Raw genomic sequence first — 13974 nt, 5'->3', positions numbered from 1 at the left:
AGCGAAAAGATCAAGCGTAGTTGAAGTAAAAATCTGCAAAAACCAGACAAACATTAAAGAAAAAATATTGAAACGTAGAGCATTAAAGGTTTGAATAGCATTAATTAATCTTGCAGAAAATAACAACGCAATGACAACACAAACAACTGGATGGAAAACGGCCTTTCGAGCTTTTCTCGATCGTCGTGCATTGATCATGCTGTTCTTGGGTTTTTCTTCAGGAATTCCAATATTCTTGATTTTTTCAACCTTATCATTTTGGCTCACTGAAGCAGGTATTCAGCGTAGTACCATTACCATGTTTTCTTGGGCGGCGTTGGCTTATGCATTTAAATTTATCTGGGCGCCACTCATCGATAAATTGCCATTACCTTATTTGACCCAAAAAATGGGTAAGCGTAGAAGTTGGTTGCTGGTGTCACAGATATTAGTCACCATTGCGATTTGCGCGATGGCATTTACTGATCCGAGTCCTCATGGTGGAACGATTTTTAGCATACCAAGTTTAACATTCATGGCAATGTCTGCTGTGTTTCTTGGTTTTACTTCAGCGACTCAAGACATTATTGTCGATGCCTACCGTATTGAGCTGACGCAAGATGCTGGAGTGCAAACTGTTTTAGCCTCGACCTACAATGCTGGCTATCGTATTGCAACGATTATTACGCAACTGGGCGCTTTGTTATTTGCGGCATCTTTAGGCACTGCCATGGGCAACTACATATATGAAGCTTGGAAAGCGACATATTTACTCATGGCTGCACTGATGATTGTTGGTGTGATCACCACATTTGTCATTCATGAACCTGAAGTTAAAATAGAAAAAAACCAATACCATGCCAAAGACTATTTACAGTTGTTTGTGGTGTTTGTTGTATCGACCATCATTTTTGCACTGAGTTTTATTTATATTGGTACACTCATATCAGGTTGGGCGATTGAAGATGCATTCTTAAGTTTTATCGCTCAAGTTTTACGTTTTATTTCAAGTATTGCAGCGGCTGTCTTGGTGGTATTTATTTTAACAAGCACCAAGATGATTGACCAAAAAATTGTCGTTGATACTTGGCTTTCTCCAATTCTAGACTTCTTTAAACGCTACGGTTTAAAAGTGGCTTTAGCGATTTTACTTTTGATTGGTTTTTATCGTATTTCAGATATTGTGGCAGGAGTTGTTGCCAATCTGTTTTATCTTGACTTAAATTTCGATAAAGAAGAAATCGCATGGTTTAACAAATTTTTTGCCATTTTCTTTGTCATTTTAGGGGGCTTTATTGGTGGTTTAATGGCGCAGCGCTTTAACATTATGAAAATGATGTTTGTAGGCGCTATTGTTGCCAGCACCACCAATTTGATCTTTGTGGGTTTGGTAAAATCTGGACCTTCTATGAATGAAGTGTCAGTTAATATTGGACAACAAAATTTAAAAGTTCAGCCTGATGAAGTGGGGAATTGGAGCTTAAAAGTTCCTGCGGATACATTTAACGATGCGAAGAACATTGAGGTTCAATCGCAACCCAATGGTTTCGATCAAGCTTTAAAATTAGCCATTCCAGTACAAACCTTTCACACTTCAAATGAAGCAAAAATCTTTGTTCAAGCCATCGGTGGAGATAATCAACTTTATACTGATGAACGCAAAAAAGATGTCATCATTCGCGGTTCAATTGAAAACTTAGCGAAAGATGCAAAAATCAAATTATTAAAAGTTAAAGTTGGCGATTCAATACTTTCAGATGCAAAAATTGATGGCAATACGTGGAGTATAGTGATTCCTGCACGACAATTGAATGGACATAACAGTGTTCAAGTTTCTGCTGACATTGAGAAAAATCAACACATCACATCATTGAGTACAGCACATCAGTTCAATACAGTTGATTCGATACAACCGAAATCTCGAATGAGTTTCGCAGAGTTAGGTGCCGTACAGGTTGATCAGAACAATGACATTGAGCTTAAAGGTAAAGTGATTGTGCCTTATAGCAAAGTGTGGTTAGTTATGGGGATTATTTTTGACAATATGGCTTCTGGTTTAGCTGGTGCGGTGTTTATCGCATTCTTGTCGAGCCTGACAAGTGTATCGTTTACTGCAATGCAATATGCGATTTTTAGTTCACTTATGTTGCTTTTACCGAAAATGATTGGCGGATATTCGGGTACAATAGTGACAAATTTTGGATATTCCACATTTTTCTTTATGACTTTTTTAATGGGACTGCCAATACTGCTATTAGTGGTGTGGGTGGCGAAGTTATTAAATCAGTTGAAAAAATCTTAATTGAATAAATAGGTGATTCAGATGCGTATGTTACATACCATGTTACGTGTAGGCAATTTAGAACGTTCATTGGCGTTTTATACTGAAGTACTCGGTATGACTTTACTCCGTAAGCGTGATTATGAAGAAGGTCGATTTACTTTAGCTTTTGTGGGTTATGGTCCAGAAGACAGTAATACAGTTTTAGAATTGACTCACAACTGGGACACATCAAGCTATGAATTGGGCAATGCTTATGGTCATATTGCCATTGCCGTTGATGATGCCTACAAAGCGTGTGAAGAAATTAAAGCACGCGGTGGCAATGTTGTACGTGAAGCTGGACCTATGAAGGGTGGTGTAACGGTGATTGCATTTGTTGAAGATCCAGATGGCTATAAAATTGAATTGATTCAACAAGATCATAATGCTCGTAATAACTAAGTTTAAAACCTGGTTAAAAATGGACTTAACGCTCAATATTTGAATGAGTGCCATTTAAAAACGGCATAAGGACTGAAATAAATAATGATTATTCATTTGAATAGATAGCATTATTTATTTGACCCAGTAAGATGAGACTTGGCAAAAGTTAAACTCAGCTTACTGGGTTTTTTATGTTGAAAAATAAAATATGCAATGGAATATAGGGTGTCATTATGTTGAAATTATTGGCTATAGATCGTTTTACACTGTTGTTGGTGTTGATGGTGGTATTGGCAAGTATCGTACCCATTTCAGGACAGGCTGCGGATATCTTTGCAGTGATTACAACCATTGCCATTGCCATTTTATTTTTTTTACACGGGGCTAAGCTTTCACGTGAAGCTGTTGTGCAAGGCATGATGGATTGGAAATTACACGGATTGGTCTTTAGTTTCACCTTTATTCTATTTCCCATTTTAGGGCTTTTAGCAAAACCAATTTTATTGCCATTGTTAGGTCAGCAATTATATTGGGGCTTTCTATTTCTCTGCTTTTTGCCGTCAACAGTTCAATCATCTATTGCTTTTACCTCTATTGCTAATGGTAATGTCGCAAGTGCGGTGTGTAGTGCTTCATTTTCCAACATTATTGGTATGTTCATTACCCCAATTTTGGTAAGTTTTTTCATTTTAGGGCAGTCTGAACATGGATTTGACCCAACAGCTTCAATTATTAAAATTACCTTATTACTTCTTGTTCCCTTTATTTTAGGTCAAATTTTACGACCGTATGTTTATCCAAAAATGCAAAAAAAACCGAGTATTGTCAAAGCTTTCGATCAAGGCTCAATATTGATGGTGGTTTACGGTGCATTTAGTGGGGCAGTGGTTGCAGGGCTTTGGCATCAGATTGAAGGGCAAACATTGCTTATTTTAATTTTGGCGTGTTCTGTACTACTCACTATGGTCATGCTATTGGCACTGTATATTCCAAAATGGCTTGGATTTAAACGTGCAGATCAAGTGGCGATATTTTTCTGTGGATCAAAGAAAACCTTAGCGAGCGGTGTCCCGATGGCGCAAATTTTATTTATTGGACAGCCCTTGGGAATGATTGTATTGCCTATTATGATTTTCCATCAAATCCAATTGATGGTGTGTGGCATGATCGCCAATCGCTGGTCGAAACAATCAACAACTGAGTGAAAGGAATCACTCGCTATATACAAATTTTTTGCGTATAATACCGTCCACTTGTTGTGCTTAGCTCTGACGGTATCCGTCTCGGTGGGCCAAAAGAATGGTCTGTTATGGTGTTGATCTGCTTTGTTTTACGGAGCTTTCCTCGGTTTTACCGAGAGTGATCAATTGCGATACAGCTAAACCTTCTTTAATTAACTGGAGTCATCGACCATGCGCGCCGATATTCACCCAAAATATGAAAAATTAGTTGCTACTTGTTCATGTGGTAACGTTATCGAAACTCGTTCTGCGATCGGTAAAGAAACTGTTTACCTTGACGTATGTTCAGCTTGCCACCCATTCTATACTGGTAAACAAAAGAATGTGGACACTGGCGGTCGTATCGACAAGTTCAAACAACGTTTTTCTGGTATGTCACGTTCTATCAAACGTTAATACTGAAAACGAAAAAACAGGCTTTAAGCCTGTTTTTTTTGTGCCTAAAATTGCCATTGCGACAATTTTAAGCACTGAACAAGACCTTGTTATTGGTCTTGTACATCCGTTAAATGATCCAGTTTCTTCTGGAAATAGTCGCCTTGCAAGAAGCGAGGTTCAATATTCCAAGCATTTGCGAAACTACCCATATCATCTAAATGAGAAAGAATCATTTCGACAGGACGTAGCTCTTGATAATGTGCAATTTTCTCATTTAACTCTTCTAAGAAATTATCATCACTTAACTTATCAGTGAAATCCTTGTCTAGTTTGATGTAAGAAATCTCACTTTCTTTGAGGATAGCTTCACTTGAACTGGTTGATCCAAAGTGACGGATAGAGATTTCAGCACCACTTTGACGCAAGGCTGCAACAGCTTGTGCTGATTCAGCCATATTTTTGGCAAAATCTTCTTCATTAAACTGCAAAATCAATGGATTTGGAAGTTTGCTGCCCACAATCGAAATAAGTTTAGAAATCAATGTGGTAAGGTGTTTGTCACGAACTAAACTTTGTGCATTCAAGTTCACTACAATTTTAGCATCAGGGTATTGGGTAATGAAATTATGTAATTTCTTACATGCTTCCACTAATATCCAGCGATCAATTTTAGAAGACAATTCTGGATCTTCAGTTAACTCAACCAACTTATTGATATTTTTCCATTCATTTTCATGAATAAAACCACTGGTCACTTCGTAGATATGTAAATCGGCATCATTCTTATCATAAAATTGTTGATATTTAAGCTGAATTTCACCACGATCTAAAATTTTACTCAGTTCAGACAATAGTGATGGCTGATCGATGGCCTTCGTTTCTATTGGAGGTGCAATCTCGTCCTGAGTCAGTGTAATTGGTTGTTCAACAGGTGCTTCTACCGCTGGTACTGTTTCAGCAATAGTCGGAGCTGTTGGTGTTTCAGCAATTGGCGCCAATTCCAAATCATCAAGTTTTAATGATGGTTTGATTTCAGATGGTGCAACTTTTGCTTCTTCTACGGTCGGTGTAAGCGAAATTTCAGCTTCAGCAAGTGTCGCTGAAAGTTCTAAATCAGATGCACTTTGATCTTTAGGAAGAGGCGTATTAAATGCACTCTCAATGAGGCTAAAGAGTTTAATTTCATCTTCGAATTGATCCGCTTTAAATGTTGAATATCCCAATTTAATTTTTTGGGTAAATGCTTTATCACCAATGGTAATCAGTTGTGGTTTTTCTAAAGAAGTTAAACCTCTGAGGCGTGAGTCTAAAATTTCAGCCGATTCTGCTTGCAGCACAATGGCATATAAAGCACCTTCAATTCTAAATAAAGTTGCATTGGTCTGTTCTTTAATAAACTCAGGAATTCTGCTAAAGAAAGTAGTAAACGTTCCCCAATCAGCATTTAAAATGGCTTCAGCACAATTCGCTAAACTAAACACCACTAGCGCATTTTCTTTAGCAGGATTGTTTTTAACAAAACGTTGAATATTTAAGAAAAGTTCTTGTTTTGCTGAGCCAGAATCACCTTTAGATCCAGTACTTTTATTTGAATCGACAGTTTCAATCGCAATTTGAATCGTATCGGGTTCTTCCGAAGGAATAAATTCAATCTTTAAAGGATTTTTGATTTTCGCATGAGTATTCAGCGTATCAATCTCGAAACGACCCAGTTCAAATTGCCCTTGAGAGACTTTTTTGAAGCGATTTTTAAATTCAGAAACTTTGACGGGTTGAATAATATCTAATAATGGCAAACCAACCAGATCGTCTTCACTTTCAATACCAAATAAAGACAGATATTCTGCATTGGCTTCCCCGTGAATACCTTCTTGAATGGTTGCAACGGCTTTATTTTGTTCCTCAACCAAGACTTGAGTGTGAAGTTTGGCATTTTCCAAGTCATTCGATAAGTTTTGTTGAATTTGAATGGAACGGCTATATGACAATGCACGAATGATATTAATATAGAAATGATTTTTATCATTGAGGTGAATAACGTCGTATATGCCTTTATGAATAAACCCTTGATAGTCATTAGGGCTATAGTCTTCAGAAGCCAGATATAACAGGGGAATATCAATTTGACTGGTTGCTTGGATCAGTGCAACAGCCTGCTCAATTTTAATATCATAAGCTCTTCCGAAAATAATCAGATCCCATGAAGTGTTGAGTTGCTTTTCAAAGCTCTTTAAATCATCCAATAACACGGCTGAAACAAGATGATTGTTATTTTGAAAAATCTCTAAAATTTCGTTATATCGGATTTGATTATCATCAATAATCAAAATACGAATTTCCGAACGTTTAAGTTTTTTTGATAAAAATAGATTTCTCACTTCAAGGCTTCCCATAGATCTTGATGACTATTGGATTCAATTGATTGCTGATGAATTAATTGATCAATGATGGTTTGTTGTTCATTGTTTAATAACTCAAAATCGAATTGAATAAAACTTTGAGTCATTAATATTGTTTTAAGTAAATACACCTTAATGTCATGTTCTGCAATAACTAAATGAATACCTTGTTGTTCATGGAATGTCGGTAAATTCGGCAGAATGAGTGTGTAGGTTTTTTTATCTGTGTTTAATGATTCAATAATTAAGGCAGGATTGAGATGGTTTTTTGCCCGATCATTGCCAATAATAACGGCACAAGGACACAACACTTGAGCCAATACTTCTAAGCCAAGCTCATAGGTGCGATGACTGGTTTGTTTCATCCATCTAATCACACCACCTTTCCATTTATTTTGTAGTGTTTCATTCATTAAAATGAATTCACCTGTACGTAAATGAGGAGGTGCTTCCTGATCTGACCAATTGACACGATAACCTTGTGTACTGATATCTAATACAGCGCAGGTATACAGCTGTTTTGACTGACGATCCAGTACATGCAGTTGTTGCTGTAAATACGAATGATCTTTGCTGGCAATTTCAGATTGAATGGTTGCTTCTGTTTGGAAATCTAAATGATTGTCCATGCCCACAGTTTCATATAGGTTTTTCGCTTTTGACAAGTAAAAATGTGCAGTCTGTAAGGTAAAACTGATTTGTAATTGTGCTGAATATTCAAATCGTTCTTGTCGACGTTCACTCGATGTTCCGAGCACATTTTGCAAATGTAATTTCAATGAAGTGGAAAGATGTATTTTTTCACTGTTGGAAAGATAGGCATTATCTTTTTGAATTGTAAGATTGATATGTTCCAGTAATGCTTGAGTGCCAATATAAATATTGGGTTTAAAACTCTCATGCTGCTTGCGATTATAGACAGGCGGATGATCTTTTGTGCTGTCTACAATATAACGAGAAATAGATGTTTCTCTCGGTAAAATTTGGACCAGATGTGCCCAATCATAACTACATTGATATAAAGAATAGATTTCAGTAGGTCGAATTTGGTGTGTATTGAGAATTTCTAATAACAGGACTTGGGCATACGCTTGATCAATATTTTTTACAATATGGTTGGTGCCTTGTAATTGATTGATATTGATTGAATGCTCTTGATTTCTAAATGCCATAGCATACAGATAATGCGTCATGAGCCATTGATTGGACAATGCAGAGCTATACAACATTTGTTGTTGAGCCAATAAGCGTGCAAGCTGCTCAAAAGCATAATAAGTTGACAGAATACGTGCCGTTTTTAGATTTCGTTTTTGAGAAAATTTAAAAAAAGAAATTTTTTGTTCAGTGATTTGTTGTTGACTACGCCGCGCAATATCAATGTAGATCACGGTGAAATAAATCCGCAATCTTGTGGTTAATTCAATAATATGTTCATTGCGGTCCGAATGAAATAAACCTTGATTCAGGAAGTTTTTTTCAAGACTGGCTAAAACACTTTCAGTAATTGGGTGTAGCGTTTGAATCAGATCAAAACGTAATGTTTCACTACATTGAAGTTCAGAAATTTCATACAAAGCAGTCAGTACAAATTGAGCAGTGTCTCCCAATTGCATAATAGAAAGTGTAGATACCCATTCAGAGAGGGCATCTACATTCATTTCAGAGAAAGTTAGATTCTCTCTTGTTAAAACTGTTGGAAAATGAAAAATTTCTAAAATTCTTTCTTGAATCATTTTGAGTCTCGAACTAAAAGGCAGCTACTCCAAAAAGTGGTGTTTTATTTTGCTCCCCAGCAATTTCTCTAACCAATTTTGGCACCAGATAACCTGGTAAATCTGCTAACACATTTTTATAGATGTCTTCAATTTTATTTTTATTTAAATCAAAATGTTGTGCACCTTTAACTTTATCAAGTACATGTAAGTAATAGGGTAGAACTTGAGCTTCAAACAAACGATGACTCAGTTCAACTAGTGTATCCGCATCATCATTAACACCTTTGAGTAAAACGGATTGGTTGAGTACCAATATGTTGTTATTCACTAACGTTAATAATTTCTGACAGGTGTAATCATCTAATTCTAAAGCATGGTTTGAGTGTACCACTAGAATAATGCGTAGCCTACTGTTTTTTAATATAGAAATAAATTCATCATCAATTCGATTCGGGATAACAATGGGAACTCTTGAATGAATTCTTAGAATTTTAATATGTGAAATGGATTCTAATCGCTCGATCCATAAGGCCAATTTTCGGTTGGTCAGGGTAAGTGGGTCACCTCCACTAAGAATCACTTCATTAATTTGAGGTTGGGTGGCCAAATAATTTTGGATATTGATCCAATCGTCATTTTTAGGCAAATTTTCCTGATAGGGAAAGTGGCGACGAAAGCAGTAACGGCAATGTACCGCACAAGCACCCGTCAGTGTCAGTAAAAATCGTGATTTATATTTGTGTAAAACCCCAGGAATTTGATTGGCTGCTTCTTCATCTAAAGGATCAGTAACAAAACCTTCATGTTCTTCCAGTTCTAAATGATGAGGTAAGACTTGCAATAAAAGAGGGTCTAAAGGATTGCCCACTTGCATTTTATTGACAAAATCACGAGGAACTCTGAGCTTGAATTGCTCGGAGGCTAAAATTGCACCTGAAAGCAAATCCTGTGGTGATAATTTGAGTAGTGCTAAAAGCTCAGCCGGGTCTGTGACCAGATCACTGAGTTGAGTTTGCCAATTTTGTTCTTGATACAGGAGATTATTCATGCCACAAACTTATAAAATGCAAGAGAAAAACTCAATAGAGCAATGAGCTAATGATACGGCTCTTTTGCTCCAAGAGGGAGAGATGTGGTCTAAAAAGCTTAAGAAGAACTTAGAAACACGGTTAAGAAATGTATTTTATCAATATCTTCCAGTGTAAGTCAGAGGATTTTCATTGCTTCATAATAGCTTGGTCATTTACAATACGGAGCATGAAAAAAGATGTTGTGTGCAAATTGAGAAAGTTCTGAAGGGCTTTATTGCTTTCATTCAACATCATCAATACTTAAGTTAGATAGTTTGGAGTGTGCCAGTCATGGCCTATTATTCTACGAATGATTTCAAGTCAGGCCTTAAGGTTATGCTTGATGGCAACCCATGTTCAATCATGGAAAACGAATACGTAAAACCAGGTAAAGGTCAGGCCTTCAACCGTGTTAAATTGCGTAACCTTCGCAGTGGTAAAGTTTTAGAGAAAACTTTCAAATCGGGCGAGAATTTAGAAGCGGCTGATATCGTTGAAGTAGAAATGGAATATTTGTACAACGACGGCGAACTTTGGAACTTTATGGATCCTGTTACATTTGAACAGATCGCAGCTGATAAAACAGCAATGAGCGATGCTGCAAAATGGTTAAAAGACGATTCTAACGAAAAATGCACAATTATGTTATGGAATGGCGTTCCTTTGAACGTTACAGCACCTAACTTTGTTGTTTTAAAAATCGTTGAAACTGATCCAGGTGTTCGTGGTGATACTTCTGGCGGTGGCGGTAAACCTGCTAAGCTTGAAACTGGTGCAGTTGTACGTGTTCCATTATTCGTACAGCAAGAAGAAAGCGTTCGTGTAGATACCCGTACTGGTGACTATTTAGAACGTGCATAATGGTTTATAAATAGACTATTATCAGGAGGAGGTGATGAAAATCATCTCCTTTTTTTATGCCAAAGTATTAGATCATTATTGGGCATGGAAGAGTACAGTCGCAAAGGATATACCGGCTGTAGAAAAATAAAAATTTTTGCTGATTGAGTGCATGAGATACGAGGGAATTATGGATCAAGTTCAAACAAAACTGTCTCCTACGGCTAAAATTATTTGGCTATTGGTGGCAATTCTAGGTGCAGTATCATTTGGAATACTGGCTGTGAGTCGTGGAGAACACGTCAATGCAGTTTGGTTAGTACTGGCTGCAATTTGTGTCTACAGCATCGCTTATCGATTTTATAGTTTATTTATTGCCAACAAAGTATTTGAACTGAATTCTAGACGATTAACACCTGCGCATCGTTTAGCCGATGGTTTAGATTACGTACCCACCAATAAAAGCGTCTTGTTTGGTCACCATTTTGCTGCGATTGCAGGTGCAGGTCCTTTGGTTGGTCCGATCCTCGCAGCGCAAATGGGATATTTACCAGGGACAATTTGGTTGCTGGTGGGTGTGGTGTTAGCAGGTGCTGTACAGGATTTCTTAGTTCTGTTTATTTCAACACGTCGAGATGGTCGTTCATTAGGTGAAATGGCGAAGCAAGAACTTGGCTCATTTGCAGGTGTGGTAGTCATGCTTGGTGCTTTGGGCGTGATGATCATTATCCTTGCTGTGCTTGCCTTGGTTGTTGTAAAAGCACTGACCAATAGTCCTTGGGGCGTATTTAGTATTGCTGCAACTATCCCCATTGCTTTATTTATGGGCGTATATATGCGTTATATCCGTCCAGGAAAAATTGCTGAAGTATCGATCATCGGTTTTGTTTTGATGATGTTGGGAATTATCTACGGTGGCGATGTGGCACAACACCCGTACTGGGGACCATTCTTTACTTTAACAGGTACTGAATTGACTTGGTGCTTAATCGCCTACGGTTTTGTTGCTTCGGTATTACCTGTATGGTTATTGCTTGCACCACGTGATTATTTATCAACTTTCTTAAAAATTGGTGTTATTGCAGGTTTAGCCATCGGTATTATGGTGGCATTGCCAGATCTGAAAATGCCAGCAGTCACACACTTTATTGATGGTACGGGTCCTGTATTTGCAGGCTCTATGTTCCCATTCTTGTTCATCACAATTGCTTGTGGTGCAATCTCAGGTTTCCATGCTTTAGTGTCATCAGGAACCACGCCTAAACTGGTTGATAACGAACGTGATATTCGTGTCATTGGTTATGGCGGTATGCTGATGGAATCATTTGTTGCAATTATGGCAATGATTTGTGCGACTGTGCTTGAGCCAGGCGTTTATTTTGCGATTAATGCGCCAGCAGCAGTACTGGGCACAACAGTTGAGAGTGCCTCTGAAGCAGTGCGAAACTTAGGTTTTGTGGTCACTCCTGAAATGCTGACAGTGCTTGCACATGAAGTAGGTGAAAGCTCAATCTTGTCTCGTACAGGTGGTGCGCCAACATTTGCAATTGGTATGGCGCATATTATTTCTGAGATTTTCAATAGTCGTCAAATGATGTCTTTCTGGTATCACTTTGCCATTCTTTTCGAAGCATTGTTTATTTTAACTGCGGTAGATGCAGGCACACGTGCTTGTCGTTTTATGGTTCAAGATACCGTAGGTATTGTGATTCCAGCCATCAAGAACTCTCACAATTTCTTTGGTAACTTAATTGGTACTGCGGTTGCTGTTGCAGGGTGGGGATTCTTTGTTTATCAAGGTGTCGTCGATCCGCTGGGTGGGATTAACAGCTTGTGGCCTCTATTTGGTATTGGTAACCAAATCCTTGCTGCTATGGCGCTGATCTTAGGTACAGTCATTTTATTCAAAATGAAGAAAGAGAAATATGTTTGGGTCACCATTGTGCCGACCATTTTCCTCTTCATTACTTCTATGACAGCAGGTTGGCAAAAGATTTTCCATGAGAATCCAAAAATTGGTTTCTTGGCGCAAGCGAATCGTTTCTCTGACGCGATTGCAAAAGGTGAAGTGCTCAAACCTGCAAAAGATATTGCTGAGATGCAAACGATTGTGATGGCGAATCAAATCAATGCAGTACTTTGTGCTTTCTTTATGATTGTGGCTTTCGTGATGTTGTTTGCAGCGATTGGTGTGATTCGCCGTGCTTTAGCAAGCCCAACACCAACAGTCAATGAATCAGAAGCGGTTTATCGTGATGAAGTGATTCAAGGAGAGGTGAAATGAGTTTAAAAGATCATCTTCGCCAATCATTGGCTTTGGGAAAAATCATTAAATTTACTGTATTGGCACAGCCGAAAAAGTTTTTAATGTTGCAAGGGCTTAAAACTATACAAGTGATTTGGAAACGTTTACAGCAAAGTTTTCGTCTGATGGTTGGTGTTCCAGATTATCAAACCTATTTGACGCATATGGCTGAGCATCACCCAGATTTAGTACCAATGGATGAAAAGACATTTCACCGCTATTGTGTCGATGCGCGTTATCCAAGTGCAACCAATGGTATGAAAAAATGTCCATGCTGATGTGTATAGAATAGATTGATTTCTTTGGAAATTGACAAAAACGGTGTATGTTAATCATGCACCGTTTTTTATTTAGGATATACGTTTGTGATTTGGGGTATGAGTAAAAATATAGAGCAAAATACAAACCATAAAAAAGATGAGATTTATAAAAATATACAAGTTTATGCAGCTAAAATTACAACTTTTTTAGATCAGATTAATCAGATTATTTTAGATAAAGATCATCAAACAAAACTGGCATTATGTTCATTATTGGCCAGAGGGCATGTATTGTTTGAAGATTTACCTGGCTTAGGGAAAACCACGTTGGCCAGTAGTTTGGCACATTTGGCAGGACTACAATTTCAACGCATTCAATTTACCAATGATATGCTCGCAAGTGATGTGATTGGCATCAATATGTTCAATCAAAAAGAGCATCAATTTGAGTTTAAGCATGGACCCATTTTCACTCAAATTTTATTGGCTGATGAAATCAACCGCTGTAGTCCTAAAACGCAAAGTGCATTGCTTGAAGCAATGGAAGAAGGCTTAGTTACGGTCGATGCCGTGCGTTATACATTGCCACAGCCATTTTGGGTCATTGCGACACAAAACCCTTTATTTCAAAGTGGTACATATGCATTACCTGAGTCACAACTTGACCGTTTCTTAATGCGATTATCGCTGGGTTATCCATCTCGAAGTGCTGAAAAATTACTCTTACAACAAAATTCGCGGCAGGCACTGATTTCAACACTAGCACATGTGTTTAATGCAGAAGACATCTTAGAACTACAGTCTTTGGTCGATCAAGTCCAAATCCATGACGTGGTACTGGAGTATCTATTGGATCTTGCTCAAGAAACCAGAAAAGGGCGACATGGCTTATCTACCCGTGGAATTTTAGCATTAAAGAAAGCAGCACAGGCCTATGCATTGATCGATCAACGTGCTTTTGTCACTTTAGATGATGTTCAAAGTGTATTTGTGGCAGTGGTCGCGCATCGAATAGGTTTGTCTGATCACGATGCTTTGCAATTGATGCAACGTGTGACTGTACATGCTTAGGTTGCATTG

11 protein-coding genes are annotated in these 13974 nt (G+C 37.9%); 8 read left to right on the top strand and 3 right to left on the bottom strand.

Annotation, left to right across the window (positions count from 1 at the left end):
• Nucleotides 1–130 precede the first annotated feature (130 nt).
• From G8E00_RS10525 to rpmE, 4 genes are all read left to right on the top strand, one after another.
• A complete protein-coding gene (locus G8E00_RS10525; protein ID WP_171522899.1) occupies nt 131–2281 on the top strand; it encodes an AmpG family muropeptide MFS transporter in 2151 nt (716 codons plus the stop codon).
• Between the two features lie 21 nt (nt 2282–2302).
• The gene (gene gloA, locus G8E00_RS10520; RefSeq protein WP_166009041.1) at nt 2303–2704 is read left to right on the top strand and encodes a lactoylglutathione lyase; all 402 of its coding nucleotides are present in this window, start codon (nt 2303–2305) and stop codon (nt 2702–2704) included.
• A 215-nt stretch (nt 2705–2919) separates the two neighbouring features.
• On the top strand, nt 2920–3891 hold the full coding sequence (locus tag G8E00_RS10515) for a bile acid:sodium symporter family protein (RefSeq protein ID WP_166224413.1): 972 nt from the start codon (nt 2920–2922) through the stop codon (nt 3889–3891).
• A 207-nt stretch (nt 3892–4098) separates the two neighbouring features.
• On the top strand, nt 4099–4323 hold the full coding sequence (rpmE, locus tag G8E00_RS10510) for a 50S ribosomal protein L31 (protein ID WP_166009045.1): 225 nt from the start codon (nt 4099–4101) through the stop codon (nt 4321–4323).
• 89 nt (nt 4324–4412) lie between these two features.
• On the opposite strand, the gene G8E00_RS10505 is transcribed toward rpmE, so the two are convergent.
• From G8E00_RS10505 to epmB, 3 genes are read right to left on the bottom strand one after another with little or no spacing between them, the layout of a single operon-like run.
• Nucleotides 4413–6698: an EAL domain-containing protein gene (locus G8E00_RS10505; protein ID WP_166224410.1), complete on the bottom strand. Its 2286-nt coding sequence runs from the start codon at nt 6696–6698 to the stop codon at nt 4413–4415.
• Complete coding sequence (locus G8E00_RS10500) at nt 6680–8437, bottom strand: GTPase (protein ID WP_166009049.1); 1758 nt, start codon at nt 8435–8437, stop codon at nt 6680–6682. Before G8E00_RS10500 ends, G8E00_RS10505 begins: the two co-directional genes overlap by 19 nt.
• A gap of 13 nt (nt 8438–8450) precedes the next feature.
• On the bottom strand, nt 8451–9467 hold the full coding sequence (epmB, locus tag G8E00_RS10495; RefSeq protein ID WP_166009051.1) for an EF-P beta-lysylation protein EpmB: 1017 nt from the start codon (nt 9465–9467) through the stop codon (nt 8451–8453).
• Nucleotides 9468–9780: 313 nt separating this feature from the next.
• Between epmB and efp the strand changes: the two genes are divergently transcribed.
• The 4 genes from efp to G8E00_RS10475 all read left to right on the top strand — a co-directional run bounded on the left by efp (nt 9781) and on the right by G8E00_RS10475 (nt 13965).
• Entirely contained in the window at nt 9781–10350 is a 570-nt protein-coding gene (gene efp, locus G8E00_RS10490; RefSeq protein ID WP_166009053.1) for an elongation factor P, read from the top strand.
• A 169-nt stretch (nt 10351–10519) separates the two neighbouring features.
• Nucleotides 10520–12613, top strand: a complete 2094-nt coding sequence (locus tag G8E00_RS10485; protein ID WP_196781984.1) for a carbon starvation CstA family protein — start codon at nt 10520–10522, stop codon at nt 12611–12613.
• Nucleotides 12610–12912, top strand: coding sequence for a YbdD/YjiX family protein (locus G8E00_RS10480; protein WP_166009055.1), 303 nt, complete (start codon nt 12610–12612; stop codon nt 12910–12912). The genes G8E00_RS10485 and G8E00_RS10480 overlap by 4 nt, the downstream gene beginning before the upstream one ends.
• Before the next feature lie 87 nt (nt 12913–12999).
• Nucleotides 13000–13965 (top strand): AAA family ATPase, encoded by a 966-nt coding sequence (locus G8E00_RS10475; RefSeq protein ID WP_406741382.1) that lies wholly within the window; start codon nt 13000–13002, stop codon nt 13963–13965.
• The last annotated feature ends 9 nt before the right edge of the window (nt 13966–13974 follow it).

Origin of the sequence: Acinetobacter shaoyimingii, from assembly GCF_011578045.1 — a bacterium.
GTDB lineage: Bacteria > Pseudomonadota > Gammaproteobacteria > Pseudomonadales > Moraxellaceae > Acinetobacter > Acinetobacter shaoyimingii.
This window is presented reverse-complemented; position numbering and strand designations above follow the sequence as displayed.

Coding starts and splice junctions, on each gene's coding strand:
- G8E00_RS10515 (WP_166224413.1), top strand. CDS start 2,920: ATGTTGAAATTATTGGCTATAGATCGTTTTACACTGTTGTTGGTGTTG.
- G8E00_RS10485 (WP_196781984.1), top strand. CDS start 10,520: ATGGATCAAGTTCAAACAAAACTGTCTCCTACGGCTAAAATTATTTGG.
- G8E00_RS10500 (WP_166009049.1), bottom strand. CDS start 8,437: ATGATTCAAGAAAGAATTTTAGAAATTTTTCATTTTCCAACAGTTTTA.
- G8E00_RS10525 (WP_171522899.1), top strand. CDS start 131: ATGACAACACAAACAACTGGATGGAAAACGGCCTTTCGAGCTTTTCTC.
- rpmE (WP_166009045.1), top strand. CDS start 4,099: ATGCGCGCCGATATTCACCCAAAATATGAAAAATTAGTTGCTACTTGT.
- efp (WP_166009053.1), top strand. CDS start 9,781: ATGGCCTATTATTCTACGAATGATTTCAAGTCAGGCCTTAAGGTTATG.
- epmB (WP_166009051.1), bottom strand. CDS start 9,467: ATGAATAATCTCCTGTATCAAGAACAAAATTGGCAAACTCAACTCAGT.
- gloA (WP_166009041.1), top strand. CDS start 2,303: ATGCGTATGTTACATACCATGTTACGTGTAGGCAATTTAGAACGTTCA.
- G8E00_RS10480 (WP_166009055.1), top strand. CDS start 12,610: ATGAGTTTAAAAGATCATCTTCGCCAATCATTGGCTTTGGGAAAAATC.
- G8E00_RS10505 (WP_166224410.1), bottom strand. CDS start 6,698: ATGGGAAGCCTTGAAGTGAGAAATCTATTTTTATCAAAAAAACTTAAA.